This window comes from Tenacibaculum sp. Ill, from assembly GCF_051938915.1.
Taxonomy (GTDB): Bacteria; Bacteroidota; Bacteroidia; order Flavobacteriales; family Flavobacteriaceae; genus Polaribacter; species Polaribacter larymnensis.
In genome coordinates, this window is sequence record NZ_JBPSCW010000002.1 from 1,291,214 (window position 1) to 1,307,127 (window position 15,914).

Consider the following 15,914-nt stretch of genomic DNA (forward strand, 5'->3'; position numbering starts at 1 on the left):
ATTATTATGGCATTATCAAAGCTTGAAAGAAGACAACGAATTAAGCATAGAATTAGAAAGATTGTTACAGGAACAGCTGAAAAACCAAGATTATCAGTTTTCAGAAGTAATAAAGAAATCTATGCTCAGTTAATCGATGACGTTGCTGGTGTTACATTAGCATCTGCATCATCAAGAGATAAAGAAATTACATCTAGTTCTAAAGCAGAAGCGGCTACAGCTGTAGGTAAAGCTATTGCTGAAAAAGCTGTAAAGGCTGGTGTTGATACTGTTGCTTTTGACCGTAACGGATATTTATACCACGGAAGAGTTAAAGTATTAGCAGACGCTGCAAGAGAAGCTGGTTTAAAATTTTAAGAAATTATATTATGTTAGGATATAAAAACGTAGAAAGAGTAAAACCAAGCGGATTAGAGCTTGTAGATAAATTAGTAGGTGTACAACGTGTTACCAAAGTAACTAAAGGAGGTAGAGCATTCGGATTCTCTGCAATCGTAGTAGTAGGAGATGGTAACGGTGTTGTAGGTCACGGATTAGGAAAGTCTAAAGATGTTTCTTCTGCAATTGCTAAAGCAGTAGAAGATGCAAAGAAAAATTTAGTACGTATCCCTATTTTAGAAGGAACATTACCACACGAACAAAAAGGTAAATTTGGTGGAGCAAAAGTATTCATCAAACCTGCTTCACACGGTACCGGGGTTATTGCCGGTGGTGCTGTACGTTTAGTATTAGAAGCTGTAGGTATTAAAGACGTATTATCAAAGTCTCAAGGATCATCAAACCCTCACAACGTAGTAAAAGCAACTTTTGATGCTTTATTACAATTACGTAGTGCTGCTACTATTGCTAAGCAAAGAGGTATATCTTTAGAGAAAGTTTTTAACGGTTAAAATTTAAGACGATGAGTAAAATTAGAGTTACACAAGTAAAAAGTCAAATCGGTCGCCTTAAAAATCAAAAAAGAACGTTAGAGGCGTTAGGTTTACGTAAAATGAACCAAACTGTAGAACATGAAGCATCAGCTACAATTTTGGGTATGGTAAGTAAAGTTTCACACTTAGTTTCTGTTGAAGAAATTAAATAAGACAATATAAAGATGAGTTTACACAACTTAAAACCAGCAGCAGGATCTACAAAAAGCGGTAAAAGAATCGCTCGTGGAGAAGGTTCTGGTCACGGAGGTACCTCTACAAGAGGACATAAAGGAGCTAAATCTCGTTCTGGTTATTCTCGTAAAATAGGATTTGAAGGAGGACAAATGCCACTTCAAAGACGTGTGCCTAAATTTGGTTTCACTAACATTAATCGTAAAGAATATGTTGGTGTAAATTTAGACAAGTTACAATCATTAGTAGATAACGGAAAGATAACAGATACAGTAAATTTAGATGTTTTAGTAGAAAACAGATTAGCTCGTAAAAACGACTTAGTAAAAATATTAGGTGGTGGAGAGTTAAAAGCTAAATTAAATATAACTGTACATAAATTTACAGCATCAGCTAAAGCAGCTATCGAAGCAGCAGGAGGTGAAGCAGTAACATTATAAGAATTGTAAATGATGAATTTTATAAATACTTTAAAAGACATTTGGAAGATTGAAGAGTTAAAAGAGAAATTACTTTTAACCTTAGGTTTAATCGCTGTTTACCGTTTCATGGCAGCAGTTCCATTACCAGGAATTGATCCTACTCAGTTAGCAGCATTAAAAGACAGTACTGACAGTGGACTTTTAGGTTTATTAAACGCATTTACAGGTGGGGCATTTGCTAGAGCGTCAGTAATGGCACTTGGTATAATGCCTTATATTTCTGCATCTATTGTAGTTCAGTTAATGGGAATCGCAGTACCATACTTACAAAAACTACAAAAAGATGGAGAAAGTGGACGTAAGAAGATTACGCAAATAACAAGATGGCTTACAATTGCTATTACATTGTTTCAAGCGCCAACCTATATTGGAGTAATCCAAAATCAAATGGGTTTACCGCAAGAAGCATTCTTAGTAACAGGAGCAACATTTTGGGTATCATCAATCATTCTTTTAAGTGCAGGAACAATTTTTGCAATGTGGTTAGGAGAGCGTATTACTGATAAAGGAGTTGGTAATGGAATTTCATTATTAATTACCGTAGGTATTATTGCAAACTTCCCAGCAGCATTCATTCAAGAATTAGTTTCAAAGCAAACTGCAGGTGCTGGAGGAATTATGATGATTTTAATCGAATTAATAGTTTGGTTTGTAGTAATCTTGTTAACCGTATTATTAGTTACAGCAGTACGTAAAGTAGCCGTTCAATACGCACGTCGTACAGCAGTTACAAACATTAAAGATGTTGATGGCGCAAGACAGTACATTCCTTTAAAATTGAATGCAGCTGGAGTAATGCCAATTATCTTTGCACAAGCTATTATGTTTTTACCAATAGCATTAGGGCAAAAATACCCAGCATTAAACAGTTTAACTGATATTAACGGTTTATGGTATAACGTTATATTTGCTTTATTAATTATTGTCTTTAGTTACTTTTATACAGCTATTACTATTCCAACAAATAAAATGGCGGAAGATTTAAAGAGAAGTAATGGTTTTGTTCCAGGTTATAAGCCAGGTGAAGAAACAGCTAATTTCTTAGATTCAGTATTGTCGAAAATTACATTACCAGGATCTATTTTCTTAGCAGCTTTATCTATTTTACCAGCAATCATTGTAAAGTTTGGAGTTACTCAAAACTGGGCAATGTTTTATGGAGGAACATCATTAATCATTATGGTAGGAGTTGCAATAGACACTATTCAGCAAATAAACTCGTATTTATTAAACAGTCGTTATGACGGTTTAATGAAAACAGGTAACAGTAACAGAAAATCATTAAAATAATATGGCTAAACAACCAGCAATTCAACAAGACGGAACCATTACAGAAGCATTATCAAATGCAATGTTTCGAGTAGAATTAGAGAACGGACATATTGTTACGGCTCACATTTCAGGAAAAATGCGTATGCATTATATCAAATTATTACCTGGAGATAAGGTAAAGTTAGAAATGAGTCCGTATGATTTATCAAAGGCAAGAATTACTTACAGATATTAAAAACACACACTGATGAAAGTAAGAGCATCATTAAAGAAAAGAAGTGCCGACTGCAAAATTGTACGCAGAAAAGGCAGATTATATGTAATTAACAAAAAGAATCCTAGATTTAAACAAAGACAAGGGTAGTTATGGCAAGAATCGCAGGTATAGATATTCCAAAGAATAAAAGAGGTGTTATCGCTTTAACTTACATCTTTGGTATAGGAAGAAGCAGAGCTAAAGAAGTTTTAGCTGCTGCCAATATAGATGAAAGTATCAAAGTTCAAGACTGGACTGATGATCAAATTGCAGCAATTCGTGAGCAAGTTGGAACTTACACTATTGAAGGTGAGTTACGTTCTGAAGTTCAATTAAGCATTAAACGTTTAATGGACATCGGATGTCAAAGAGGTATTCGTCACAGACTTGGTTTACCATTACGTGGACAAAGAACAAAGAATAACTCTCGTACAAGAAAAGGTAAGAGAAAAACTGTAGCTAACAAGAAAAAATAATCATTGATTATTTTTTACTAATAGTAAAGAATTATGGCAAAGTCTAAAGTAACAAAAAAACGTAAAGTTGTAATAGAGTCAGTTGGTGAAGCACACGTAACTGCATCTTTCAACAATATTATTATTTCTTTAACAAACAAAAAAGGTGACGTTATTTCTTGGTCATCTGCAGGGAAAATGGGCTTCAGAGGTTCTAAAAAGAACACTCCTTATGCAGCTCAGTTAGCGGCAGAGGATTGTGCAAACGTTGCTAAAGAAGCAGGTTTACGTAAAGTAAAAGTGTACGTTAAAGGACCAGGTAACGGTAGAGAATCTGCAATCAGATCTATCCACAATTCAGGTATCGAGGTAACAGAAATCATTGATGTTACTCCAATTCCTCACAACGGATGTCGTCCACCTAAAAGAAGAAGAGTATAAGTTGAATTAATTCAACTTATACTTTATTTAGCGTACTTTTGTGCGCAAAAAACAAGTATTTTAACACAGTAGGATTTAAAGATTATCGAAGGAGTAAGCCTTAATTCATAATCCCTACTAATTTTTATTAGAAATGGCAAGATATACAGGACCAAAAACTAAGATTGCTCGTAAGTTTGGCGAGGCAATTTTCGGAGACGACAAGAACTTCGAAAAAAGAAACTACCCTCCAGGACAACATGGAGTAGGTAAAAGAAGAGGTAAAAAATCTGAATATGCAATCCAGTTAATGGAGAAGCAAAAAGCTAAATATACTTATGGTATTTTAGAGCGTCAGTTCCGTAACCTTTTCAAAAAAGCATCAGCTTCTCAAGGAGTAACAGGTGAAATCTTATTACAATTATGTGAATCTCGTTTAGATAACGTAGTATACCGTTTAGGTGTTGCTAATTCACGTAGAGCTGCACGTCAGTTAGTATCTCACCGTCACATTACAGTTAACGGAGATATCGTTAACATTCCATCTTATAGATTAAAAGAGGGAGATGTAGTAGCAGTAAGAGAAAAATCTAAGTCGTTAGAAGCTATTGAAAATGCTTTAGCAGCTAATAGCAATGTTTACGAATGGTTAACTTGGAACGCTGATCAAAAATCTGGAACATTTGTAAAAGTACCAGAAAGATTACAAATTCCTGAGAATATCAAAGAGCAGTTAATCGTAGAATTATACTCTAAGTAATAAATTAATAATATTGGTATTCAGCCAAAGGGTTTATTCGTACTTCTTCACACTTACAAACCGCGCAACTGGATAACAATTAAAACGAAGAAAAAAATATGGCAATTTTAAATTTTCAAAAGCCTGATAAAGTAATAATGATTGAATCTACTGATTTTTCAGGAAGATTCGAGTTCAGACCTCTTGAACCAGGTTTTGGATTAACAGTTGGTAACGCTTTAAGAAGAGTATTATTATCTTCTCTTGAAGGATTTGCCATTACATCATTACGTATTGACGGAGTTGATCATGAGTTTTCAACAATTCAAGGTGTTGTAGAAGATGTAACTGAGATTATCTTAAACTTAAAACAAGTACGTTTTAAGAAGCAGATTGAAGAATCAGATAGAGAAACAGTTTCTATAGCAATATCAGGACAAGAGCAATTAACAGCTGGTGACTTACAAAAGTTCATTTCAGGTTTCCAAGTACTAAATCCAGATTTAGTAATTTGTAACATGGATAAATCGGTAACGTTAAATGCTGAAATTACCATTGAAAAAGGTAGGGGTTTTGTACCAGCAGAAGAAAACAAAAGAGCTGGTGCTCCTTTAGGAACAATTTTTACAGATTCTATTTACACTCCTATAAAGAATGTAAAATATGCTGTTGAAAATTTCCGTGTAGAGCAAAAGACCGATTACGAAAAATTAGTTTTCGATATCGATACTGATGGGTCTATCAATCCTAAAGATGCCTTAACTGAAGCAGCTAAGATTTTAATCCACCACTTTATGTTATTCTCTGATGAGCGTATCACTTTAGAGGCTGATGAAATCGCACAAACTGAAACATATGATGAAGAATCATTACACATGCGTCAGTTATTAAAGACGAAATTAGTTGATATGGATTTATCTGTTCGTGCTTTAAACTGTTTAAAAGCTGCAGAAGTAGATACTTTAGGAGACTTAGTATCATTCAACAAAAGCGATTTAATGAAGTTCAGAAACTTTGGTAAAAAATCATTAACTGAATTAGATGAGTTAGTGGCTAACAAAGGTTTAAGTTTCGGAATGGATTTAAGCAAATACAAATTAGATAAAGATTAACCTTTCATAGTTTGCTCCCCTAAACTAGGGTAGTAGCAAGATGAGAGCTAAAACCAAATGTCATGAGACACGGAAAGAAATTTAATCATTTAGGAAGAAAAACAGCGCATAGAAAAGCGATGTTATCTAACATGGCTTGTTCTTTAATCGAGCACAAGCGAATTAATACTACTGAAGCTAAAGCGAAAGCTTTACGTAAGTTTGTAGAACCTTTAATTACAAAATCTAAAGATGATACAACTCACAACCGTCGTGTAGTATTTAGTTACTTACGTAGCAAGGAAGCTGTTACAGAATTATTCAAAGAAATTTCTGTAAAAGTAGCAGACAGACCAGGAGGGTATGTTCGTATTATCAAGTTAGGAAACCGTCAAGGAGATAACGCTCCTATGGCAATGGTAGAATTAGTTGATTACAACGAGTTATACAATCCAAAAGGAAACAAAGCTAAAAAGAGTACTCGTCGTAGCCGTCGTGGTGGAGCGAAGAAAACTGAAGCTGCAGCTGTTGAAACTCAAACTTCACAAGAAGAAGAATAAAAATGAGAATTTTTATAAATTATATCAAAGGGATAAACATTTAATGTTTGTCCCTTTTTTTATATATTTTTGCAAACAAATTACACAACACCACTAAATGAAATATCAAACACGTAAAAAAGCATTAGTTTTATTAGCAGACGGAACTATTTTCTACGGTAAATCTATTGGAATAGAAGGAACCGCAACAGGAGAAATTTGTTTTAATACCGGTATGACAGGATACCAAGAAATTTTTACAGATCCTTCTTATTTCGGACAATTAATGGTAGCTACCAACGCTCATATTGGTAATTACGGAGTTAATAATGAAGAAGTAGAATCAGACGGAATAAAAATTTCAGGTTTAATTTGTCGTAACTTTAGTTTTACACATTCTCGTGTAGATTCTGACGGAAATTTATTTGACTGGTTTGAAAAGCATAATTTAGTAGCTATTTCAGATGTTGATACACGTGCGTTAGTATCTTACATTAGAGAAAATGGAGCTATGAATGCTATTATTTCAACTGAAGTAGATAAAATAAACGAATTAAAGAAACAACTAGCTGAGATTCCTAATATGGAAGGATTAGAATTAGCTTCTAAGGTATCAACTAAAGAACCTTATTTTGTAGGTGATGAAAATGCTCCAATTAAAATATCAGCCCTAGATATAGGTATTAAGAAAAATATCTTACGAAATTTAGCAAAAAGAGGAGCATACATTAAAGTATATCCATACAATGCAAGTTTCGAACAAATGAGCAACTTTAATCCAGATGGATACTTTATTTCTAATGGGCCTGGAGATCCTGAACCTTTAGAAGAAGCTCAAAAGGCAGCTAAAGAAATTATAGCTAAAGATTTACCATTGTTCGGAATCTGTTTAGGGCATCAAGTTATAGCGTTAGCTAATGGTATTTCAACATATAAAATGCACAATGGTCATAGAGGAATTAATCATCCTGTTAAAAACTTATTGACAGGAAAAGGAGAAATAACTTCTCAAAACCATGGTTTTGCTATAAATCGAGAAGAAACAGAAGCGCATCCTGATGTTGAAATTACACATGTGCACTTAAATGATAACACGGTAGCAGGTATTAGAATGAAGTCTAAAAATGTTTTTTCAGTACAGTACCATCCAGAAGCAAGTCCAGGGCCACATGATGCAGAATACTTATTTGATCAGTTTATAGAAAATATCAAAAAAGTAAAAGCTTAAATAAATAAAAAATAAAGAAATTCCCGTGAACTAATATTCACGGGAATCTATAATTAAAAATAAATTTCACACCATTCTTAGCCTAGTTTAAGAAAAAAAATAAACACTATGAGTATCATAATAAACATCCATGCACGTCAAATTTTTGATTCAAGAGGAAATCCAACAGTTGAAGTAGATGTAACCACTGAAAACGGTGTTGTAGGTAGAGCTGCGGTACCATCAGGAGCTTCTACAGGAGAGCATGAAGCTGTTGAGTTACGTGATGGAGGTGATAGCTATATGGGTAAAGGTGTACTAAAGGCAGTTGAAAACGTAAACACTGTTATAGCACAAGAGTTATTAGGAGTATCAGTATTTGAACAAAACATGATCGATCAATTAATGATTGATTTAGATGGAACTCCAAATAAATCAGTTTTAGGAGCAAATGCTATTTTAGGTGTTTCATTAGCAGCAGCAAAAGCAGCAGCAAATGAATTAGGATTACCTTTATATAGATACGTTGGCGGAGTTTCAGCAAATACATTACCAGTTCCTATGATGAATATCATCAATGGAGGTTCGCATTCAGATGCACCAATTGCATTCCAAGAATTTATGGTTATGCCAGTAAAAGCCCAAAACTTTACAGAAGCAATGCAAGTAGGTTCTGAAATTTTTCATAATTTAAAGAAAGTATTGCATGAACGTAACTTGTCTACAGCAGTAGGTGATGAAGGAGGTTTTGCTCCAACTTTAGAAGGAACTGAAGATGCCATTGAAACTATTGCTTTAGCAACTAAAAATGCAGGATATAAATTTGGAGAGGAAGTAATGATTGCACTAGATTGTGCTTCAGCTGAATTTTTTGTAAATGGAAAATACGACTACACTAAGTTTGAAGGAAACAAAGGAGCAGTTAGAACTTCTGAAGAGCAAGCTACTTATTTAGCAGAGTTATGTGAAAAGTACCCTATTATTTCTATTGAAGATGGAATGGATGAAAATGATTGGGACGGATGGAAAATGTTAACAGACAAAGTAGGAGATAAAGTTCAGTTAGTAGGAGATGATTTATTTGTTACTAATGTAGAACGTTTGTCAAAAGGAATTGAAAATGGCATTGCAAATTCAATTTTAATTAAAGTAAATCAAATTGGTACCTTAACAGAAACAATTGCAGCAGTTAACATGGCACACAATGCAGGATATACTTCTGTAATGAGTCACCGCTCAGGAGAAACAGAAGATAATACCATTGCAGATTTAGCAGTAGCATTAAACTGTGGGCAAATTAAAACAGGTTCAGCTTCACGTTCAGATCGTATGGCAAAATACAATCAATTATTACGTATTGAAGAAGAATTAGCGGATGTAGCTTATTATCCACAAGAAAAAGCTTTTAAAGTAAAATAATACTTTTTAATATAGTTTTTAAAGCTCGTACATAAAGTACGGGCTTTTTAGTTATAAAATGGTAAAAAAGATTTAAAAACCAGATTGAAGACTAATTAGACTTATAATAGTTATTAAAACAAAGGCTGTCTTTATATTTTAAGACAGCCTTTTAAATTCAATTCGTAATTGTTTAGTTAGTTGTTTTTAATTTAAGTTTAAGAATTCTTCTTCTGAAATTTCACCTGTATAAATTTTATGTAATTCTTCTAGGTGAGCAACAATATTTTCATGCTGACTTTGTTCTATAGACGCTGGCTTTTTTAACTCTAATTTTAGTCTACCACCTACAACATAATAGTCATAGTAGTAAAAAAAGTTTCTATCAAAATCTCTGTTGCTATAAGTTCCGTTGTCTCCTAATAAATATCCTAATCTAAAAGCAGATCTTCTTTGAGAAGCAGTACCGTGAGAGCTTCCATTAGGTCCAGCTAAAGTTTGTGAAAAATTATAAGCACTAGCAGCAGTATTCCAGTTACTAGTATAAGTTCTTCGGATAAAATATCCTCCAAATCCATCAGCTTCTAATTCAGTAGCACTTACATGATTACCACTAGGTATAGTATTATCTCTAAATTGTACCTGATGTCCCATTTCATGTGCAGCAACGTATGCAATGGCAGCATTACCATAACTTAAAGCACTTGCTAACAATTCCTCTCCCCAAACAATATAACCGTTTGAAAAAGAAAGAGCATTGAAAGTTCCGTCACCACCTGCTAAGTATAAAGGTACATTACCCATTCCAAAAAAGCTTGCAGCTTCGTTATGTTCAGTCTTTAAAAAATTAGTAGTAGATTGATTAACTATATATTCAGCCCAGTAAGAATTTGGACCAAAACCATCAACTGTGTAGTGATCAGCGTCGTTAACATTTAGCATACTTGGTGAACTAATACCTGTAGGAGCATTGTCATTTGTAAGGTTATTTTCTTCTTGGGTACATTGTACAGTAAGAAAGGATATGCATAATAATGCAATAATAAATTGAAATTTTTTCATTGTGAAAGGGTTTTATGAATTGAATTTATTTTTTTGAAAAGTATATACTTATTGAGTATTAATGAAATAATAATAAAAAATTAACATTTTATTTTATAATGTTATTTTTTAGCAGAGTAGGTGTTTTAATTAATCTTTCTTTTAAAACAAAAGCATGTATCTAAAAAACTAAAAAGAAGTTTTCTTGAAAGAGAGTTTAAAGTGTTGTAATTCAGTAGATTTTAAAAAGCTGAATAAAAAGTATGAGAAATTAGATGAAGAGATTTTAGATATAGAAACCTTATATTATATATAAGTGAGTTTTAGTTTATTTTGAATAAAATAAATTGATTTTTTTATATTAAAAATCTATCTATTCGCTCTTTCAAAATAATCCAAAAAATGGTATCTTCGCAACTCACTTCAATCATAAAAAATTATAGTTAAAAAATGTCAGATATAGCAAAATTACAAATTGGCGAAAATACGTATGAGTTTCCTTTAGTAAAAGGAACAGAAAATGAAACTGCAATTGATATTAAAGCCTTAAGAGGAGTCACGGATGGAGTTATAACCATAGACCCAGGATACAAGAATACAGGTTCATGCCAAAGTGCTATAACATTTTTAAATGGTGAAGAAGGTATTCTAAGATACCGTGGATATTCAATTGAAGAATTAGCAGAAAAAGCAGACTTTTTAGAAGTTGCTTATGCTTTAATCTTTGGAGAATTACCAACTAAGGAACAATTAGAAAAGTTTTATGGTGATATCTTAGATGAAGCTATTGTTGATGATGACATCAAAAAAATAATTGATGCATTTCCAAAGAATGCACATCCAATGGGAGTGTTATCATCATTAACGTCTGCATTAACAGCTTTCAACCCATCTTCTGTTAACGTTGATTCAGAAGAAGATATGTATAAAGCTATCGTTAAAATTATGGGTAAATTCCCAGTATTAGTAGCTTGGACTTTACGTAAGAAGCAAGGACTGCCATTAAACTATGGATCTCGTAAATTAGGTTATGTTGAAAATATCTTAACAATGATGTTTCAAAAACCAAACGATGAGTACGAGTTAAACCCAATAGTAAAAGATGCTTTAGATAAGTTATTAATCTTACATGCAGATCACGAACAAAACTGTTCTACATCTACAGTACGTATTGTTGGATCTTCTCATGCAGGATTATTCGCATCATTATCTGCAGGTATTTCAGCTTTATGGGGACCTTTACATGGAGGTGCAAACCAAGCAGTACTTGAAATGTTAGAAGCTATTAAAGAAGATGGAGGAGATACTAAAAAGTACATGGCTAAAGCTAAAGATAAAAACGATCCTTTCCGTTTAATGGGATTCGGACACCGTGTATATAAAAACTTCGACCCAAGAGCAAGAATTATTAAAAAGGCAGCTGACGAAGTATTAAATGACTTAGGAGTTGAAGATCCAATCTTAGATATCGCAAAAGGATTAGAGCAAGAGGCGTTAAATGATCCATATTTTGTTGAAAGAAAATTATATCCAAACGTAGATTTCTATTCAGGAATTATTTATAGAGCTATGGGAATTCCTGTAGAAATGTTTACAGTTATGTTTGCTTTAGGACGTTTACCAGGATGGATAGCACAATGGAGAGAAATGCGTTTAAACAAAGAACCAATAGGTCGTCCACGTCAAGTTTACGTTGGAGAGAACTTAAGGGAGTTCGTAGAATTAGACAAGAGATAAACTATTTAAAAAGTGTCATTTAAAATAATTAAATGACATTTTTTTTATATAAAATAACTGATGATGAAAGAAATTAAAATTATCAAAAACAGATCAGATATTGGAGCAGGAACTCGTGGATCTGATATGGGGGTTGATGCAATTGAAATTGCAGCAATAAATAAAAAAAGTAATTATTTCGATTCTTTTGATTTTGAAGATGTAATTACAGAAAATGAATCGATTTATAATAAGGTAAATAACTCATTTGCAAAACGAATTGATAGCGTTTTTAATCAATGTAAACGTTTAAGCAATCACGTAAAAGTTAATTTACAAGAAGGGAAGTTTCCAATAGTTTTGTCAGGAGATCATTCTTCAGCGTTAGGAACTATAAGTGGAGTAAAAGCAGCAAACCCAACTAAAAGAGTTGGAGTAGTTTGGATTGATGCTCATGGAGACTTACATTCACCTTATACATCGCCATCTGGAAATATTCACGGTATGCCTTTGTCTGCAGCAATTTCAGATGATAATTTAGATTGCCAAATTAATGATGTAGACAGAGAAACGTCAGAGTTATGGGAACGTATGAAAAACATAGGTACTCCAGGACAAAAAGTTTTACCAGAAGACATCGTTTTCTTTGGGGTTCGTGATACAGAAGAGCCAGAAGACAAACAAATGGAAAAATATGGTATTAAAAACTATATGGTTGCTGAAGTTCGTTATCGAGGATTAGATGTTTGTGTAAACGAAGCTTTAGATAAACTTTCTAATTGTGATGTTATTTATGTGTCGTTTGATGTAGATTCAATGGATTGTGATATGATTTCTTATGGAACAGGAACACCTGTGCCTAAAGGATTTGATCAACATGAAATCATTAATATTATCAATGGATTATTAGCAAGTAAAAAAGTAGCTTGTGTAGAGTTTGTTGAAGTAAATCCGTTATTAGATTTCAAAGGAAATAAAATGGCTGAAACTGCTTTTGAAGTACTTGAAGAAGTAACTAAAAAAGTAAAGACCTTATAAAAAAATATAAAACAAAATAAAAAAGCGAGTATGTACATACTCGCTTTTTTATTTTTATAAAGGTAGTTTAGAAAAATAAACACTTATATTTGCTTCAGTAAACTTTAGGAGTAGCTAGTTCGCTAGTTTGAGAAACATCCTTAGAACCTGATATGGTTAATACCAGCGTAGGGAAAAGTTGTAACATTTTATTCAGTGTCGTTTTTATTTTAAAGAAACGATTCTGAACTTCTTCTACAGTTTACTTTAAAATAAGTTTTATATGATAACCTTAAAAGTAAACGACACTCAAAAAGAATTTTCTAGGACACTTTCGTTACAAGACTTAGTTAATGAGCTAAAAGTTAAAACTAATGGTATTGCTATTGCAGTTAATAGTAACGTAGTGAAAAAGGAAGAGTGGACTTCACGTATACTCCAAAATAATGATAATATTTTAATCATTAAATCTACACAAGGAGGTTAATATTTTCAGTAAACAAAATTCACAAGAATAAACAAACAACCCTAAAATGAAGAAAAAAGATACAGCACCAAAACAAGATGGTGTAACAAGGCAACCGTTTCCGAATTCAAAAAAAATATATGTTCAAGGTAAAATCCATCCACAGATAAAAGTAGCGATGCGTGAGATTGAATTGAGTGACACTGTGGATTCGATGACTAAAAAAAGAACACCAAACGAACCTGTAACAGTTTATGATACTTCAGGGCCATATACCGATCCAAACAAAGAAATTAATATTCATAATGGATTAGAACGTATTCGTGAACAGTGGATTTTAGAGAGAGGAGATGTAGAAGAGCTTAATGAATTTACTTCGGAGTATTGTAACGAACGATTAAATGATAAAAACTTAGATCATTTACGATTCAATTTAAAACACAAACCTAAGAGAGCTAAAAAGGGACAAAATGTAACACAGTTACATTATGCTAAAAAAGGAATTATCACTCCAGAGATGGAATATATTGCGATTCGTGAAAACCAGCGAATAGATGAAATGACACTTTTATCTGAGCAACATCCAGGACAAGATTTCGGAGCTAGTATTCCTGCAAAGATTACCCCAGAGTTTGTAAGAGAAGAAGTCGCTAGAGGACGTGCTGTTATTCCTTCGAATATCAATCATCCTGAAGCTGAACCTATGATTTTAGGACGTAATTTCTTGGTGAAGATTAATGCCAATATTGGGAATTCAGCCACAACCTCATCAATAGAAGAAGAAGTAGAAAAAGCCGTTTGGGCATGTCGTTGGGGAGCAGATAATATCATGGATTTATCCACAGGAAAAAATATTCATGAAACTCGTGAATGGATTATCCGTAATTCACCAGTACCAGTAGGAACTGTGCCAATTTATCAAGCCTTAGAAAAGGTTAATGGAGTTGCTGAAGATTTAACTTGGGAAATATTTAGAGATACTTTAATAGAGCAAGCAGAGCAGGGAGTGGATTATTTTACCATTCATGCGGGAGTTCGTTTACGCTATGTACCTATGACGGCAAAACGTATTACAGGAATTGTATCTAGAGGAGGTTCCATCATGGCAAAATGGTGTTTAGCCCATCATAAAGAGAGTTTTTTATATACACATTTTGAAGAAATCTGTGAAATCATGAAAGCTTATGATGTAGCTTTTTCATTAGGAGATGGTTTACGTCCAGGATCAATTGCTGACGCGAATGATGAAGCACAGTTTGCTGAATTAGAAACGTTAGGGGAGTTAACACAAATAGCACGTAAGCATGAAGTACAATGTTTCATTGAAGGCCCAGGTCACGTGCCAATGCACATGATTAAAGCTAACATGCTTAAACAATTAGAAGCTTGTGATGAAGCTCCGTTTTATACTTTAGGACCTTTAACAACCGATATTGCTCCAGGATACGATCATATTACTTCAGGTATTGGAGCAGCAATGATAGGTTGGTTTGGTTGTGCAATGTTATGTTATGTAACACCAAAAGAGCATTTAGGATTACCAAATAAAGAAGATGTACGTACTGGAGTAGTTACTTATAAATTAGCAGCCCATGCAGCCGATTTAGCAAAGGGACATCCAGGAGCACAACACAGAGATGATGCGTTAAGTAAAGCACGTTTCGAGTTCCGTTGGGAAGATCAGTTTAACTTAGGTTTAGATCCAGAGCTGGCTAGAGAATATCACGATGAAACGTTACCTGCAGAAGGGGCTAAAATAGCACACTTTTGTTCGATGTGTGGACCAAAATTCTGTTCTATGAAAATATCACAAGAAGTACGTGATTTTGCAGCTGAGAATAAAGTAGAAGGAGATGAAGTGTTTGCAAAAGGAATGGAAGAAAAATCAAAAGAATTTAAGGACAAAGGTTCAGAAGTATACTTATAAATTTTGAACGTAGAATTATGAATTACGAGTTGACAATTTCTAAATTCGTAATTCATAATTTAAAACTGATTATATGATTGTTCTAATAGCTCCAGAAAAAGACATTCCGAATGAAATTGAAATCCTTCAGCAATTATTTGAAGAAGGGTTAGAGTATTATCATTTTAGAAAACCTGACAAAAATTATGAAGAACATGTAGCTTATTTGAATCAGATAGATGAAAAGTATCATGATAGAATAGTCACTCATTATTTTCATGAACTTATCAATGAATTCAATCTAAAAGGGATTCATTTTCAAGAGCAAAAAAGAATTGATGCTTTAGAGAATGGAAGTGAATATTTTATAGGGTTAGATATGATAGGAAAAACAATGAGTAGTTCTTTTCACGAACCTTCAGCATTAGCAAATTGTGATATTGAATTTGATTATCATTTATTGAGTCCTGTTTTTTCTTCTATTTCAAAGAAAGGTTATGAAGGAAGAGGTTTTGATGTAAATCATATAGATAAAACAATTATAGGAATGGGAGGAATCAATACCGATACCATTCAAAAAACTTTAGAGTTAGGTTTTCAAGGAGTAGGTGTTTTAGGAGGCGTATGGAATGAAGAAAACCCTGTTGAAAGTTTTAAAAATATAAAGCGTCATTATGAAGAACGTAAGATGAAATAAACTTTTAGTCAAACGATATTGTATTAATAGAAGTAAAAATGTCATAGTCAAATCAAGTCATTAAAATCCACCGTAAGAAGTGTTAAAAATGAAAAGCTGTTTGAAC

20 protein-coding genes and 1 riboswitch are annotated in these 15,914 nt (G+C 33.2%); of the genes, 19 read left to right on the plus strand and 1 reads right to left on the minus strand.

The features are described 5' to 3' along the window. Window positions 1-6 precede the first annotated feature (6 nt). From rplR to eno, 14 genes are all read left to right on the plus strand, one after another. Entirely contained in the window at window positions 7-357 is a 351-nt protein-coding gene (gene rplR / locus ACTPNM_RS06165) for a 50S ribosomal protein L18 (RefSeq protein ID WP_047789824.1), read from the plus strand. An 8-nt stretch (window positions 358-365) separates the two neighbouring features. Then, window positions 366-890, plus strand: coding sequence for a 30S ribosomal protein S5 (gene rpsE, locus ACTPNM_RS06170; RefSeq protein ID WP_099215310.1), 525 nt, complete (start codon window positions 366-368; stop codon window positions 888-890). An 11-nt stretch (window positions 891-901) separates the two neighbouring features. Next, entirely contained in the window at window positions 902-1,084 is a 183-nt protein-coding gene (gene rpmD / locus ACTPNM_RS06175) for a 50S ribosomal protein L30 (protein ID WP_047789822.1), read from the plus strand. A gap of 12 nt (window positions 1,085-1,096) precedes the next feature. Then, window positions 1,097-1,546, plus strand: coding sequence for a 50S ribosomal protein L15 (gene rplO, locus ACTPNM_RS06180; RefSeq protein WP_047789821.1), 450 nt, complete (start codon window positions 1,097-1,099; stop codon window positions 1,544-1,546). A gap of 12 nt (window positions 1,547-1,558) precedes the next feature. Further along, window positions 1,559-2,878, plus strand: coding sequence for a preprotein translocase subunit SecY (secY, locus tag ACTPNM_RS06185; RefSeq protein WP_274639426.1), 1,320 nt, complete (start codon window positions 1,559-1,561; stop codon window positions 2,876-2,878). 1 nt (window position 2,879) lies between these two features. Then, the gene (infA, locus tag ACTPNM_RS06190) at window positions 2,880-3,095 is read left to right on the plus strand and encodes a translation initiation factor IF-1 (RefSeq protein ID WP_024740627.1); all 216 of its coding nucleotides are present in this window, start codon (window positions 2,880-2,882) and stop codon (window positions 3,093-3,095) included. Window positions 3,096-3,107: 12 nt separating this feature from the next. After that, the gene (ykgO, locus tag ACTPNM_RS06195; protein WP_010181906.1) at window positions 3,108-3,224 is read left to right on the plus strand and encodes a type B 50S ribosomal protein L36; all 117 of its coding nucleotides are present in this window, start codon (window positions 3,108-3,110) and stop codon (window positions 3,222-3,224) included. Between the two features lie 2 nt (window positions 3,225-3,226). Then, on the plus strand, window positions 3,227-3,592 hold the full coding sequence (rpsM, locus tag ACTPNM_RS06200) for a 30S ribosomal protein S13 (protein WP_047789819.1): 366 nt from the start codon (window positions 3,227-3,229) through the stop codon (window positions 3,590-3,592). 33 nt (window positions 3,593-3,625) lie between these two features. Next, on the plus strand, window positions 3,626-4,012 hold the full coding sequence (rpsK, locus tag ACTPNM_RS06205) for a 30S ribosomal protein S11 (protein WP_047789818.1): 387 nt from the start codon (window positions 3,626-3,628) through the stop codon (window positions 4,010-4,012). A gap of 133 nt (window positions 4,013-4,145) precedes the next feature. After that, window positions 4,146-4,751 carry a 30S ribosomal protein S4 gene (gene rpsD / locus ACTPNM_RS06210; protein WP_099215312.1) on the plus strand — a complete coding sequence of 202 codons (606 nt, stop codon included), beginning with the start codon at window positions 4,146-4,148 and terminating at the stop codon, window positions 4,749-4,751. Between the two features lie 98 nt (window positions 4,752-4,849). After that, window positions 4,850-5,842, plus strand: coding sequence for a DNA-directed RNA polymerase subunit alpha (locus tag ACTPNM_RS06215; RefSeq protein ID WP_099215313.1), 993 nt, complete (start codon window positions 4,850-4,852; stop codon window positions 5,840-5,842). Window positions 5,843-5,904: 62 nt separating this feature from the next. Further along, window positions 5,905-6,381, plus strand: a complete 477-nt coding sequence (gene rplQ, locus ACTPNM_RS06220) for a 50S ribosomal protein L17 (RefSeq protein ID WP_047789815.1) — start codon at window positions 5,905-5,907, stop codon at window positions 6,379-6,381. A gap of 97 nt (window positions 6,382-6,478) precedes the next feature. Next, the gene (gene carA, locus ACTPNM_RS06225) at window positions 6,479-7,588 is read left to right on the plus strand and encodes a glutamine-hydrolyzing carbamoyl-phosphate synthase small subunit (RefSeq protein WP_440121021.1); all 1,110 of its coding nucleotides are present in this window, start codon (window positions 6,479-6,481) and stop codon (window positions 7,586-7,588) included. Window positions 7,589-7,696: 108 nt separating this feature from the next. Beyond that, the gene (gene eno / locus ACTPNM_RS06230; protein ID WP_440121022.1) at window positions 7,697-8,986 is read left to right on the plus strand and encodes a phosphopyruvate hydratase; all 1,290 of its coding nucleotides are present in this window, start codon (window positions 7,697-7,699) and stop codon (window positions 8,984-8,986) included. A gap of 186 nt (window positions 8,987-9,172) precedes the next feature. Here the strand turns inward: eno and ACTPNM_RS06235 are convergent, their stop codons facing one another. Further along, the gene (locus ACTPNM_RS06235) at window positions 9,173-10,027 is read right to left on the minus strand and encodes a hypothetical protein (protein ID WP_440121023.1); all 855 of its coding nucleotides are present in this window, start codon (window positions 10,025-10,027) and stop codon (window positions 9,173-9,175) included. Window positions 10,028-10,456: 429 nt separating this feature from the next. On the opposite strand from ACTPNM_RS06235, the gene ACTPNM_RS06240 reads away from it, so the two are divergent. From ACTPNM_RS06240 to ACTPNM_RS06260, 5 genes are all read left to right on the plus strand, one after another. Beyond that, window positions 10,457-11,743 carry a citrate synthase gene (locus ACTPNM_RS06240; RefSeq protein ID WP_121145828.1) on the plus strand — a complete coding sequence of 429 codons (1,287 nt, stop codon included), beginning with the start codon at window positions 10,457-10,459 and terminating at the stop codon, window positions 11,741-11,743. A gap of 63 nt (window positions 11,744-11,806) precedes the next feature. Then, a complete protein-coding gene (locus ACTPNM_RS06245; RefSeq protein WP_440121024.1) occupies window positions 11,807-12,760 on the plus strand; it encodes an arginase in 954 nt (317 codons plus the stop codon). Between the two features lie 96 nt (window positions 12,761-12,856). Next, a riboswitch (TPP riboswitch) is annotated at window positions 12,857-12,951 on the plus strand. A 71-nt stretch (window positions 12,952-13,022) separates the two neighbouring features. Continuing rightward, window positions 13,023-13,226, plus strand: a complete 204-nt coding sequence (gene thiS / locus ACTPNM_RS06250) for a sulfur carrier protein ThiS (protein ID WP_440121025.1) — start codon at window positions 13,023-13,025, stop codon at window positions 13,224-13,226. Window positions 13,227-13,272: 46 nt separating this feature from the next. Further along, window positions 13,273-15,132, plus strand: coding sequence for a phosphomethylpyrimidine synthase ThiC (gene thiC, locus ACTPNM_RS06255; protein WP_440121026.1), 1,860 nt, complete (start codon window positions 13,273-13,275; stop codon window positions 15,130-15,132). 73 nt (window positions 15,133-15,205) lie between these two features. Beyond that, window positions 15,206-15,808, plus strand: coding sequence for a thiamine phosphate synthase (locus ACTPNM_RS06260; protein ID WP_440121027.1), 603 nt, complete (start codon window positions 15,206-15,208; stop codon window positions 15,806-15,808). Window positions 15,809-15,914 lie beyond the last annotated feature (106 nt).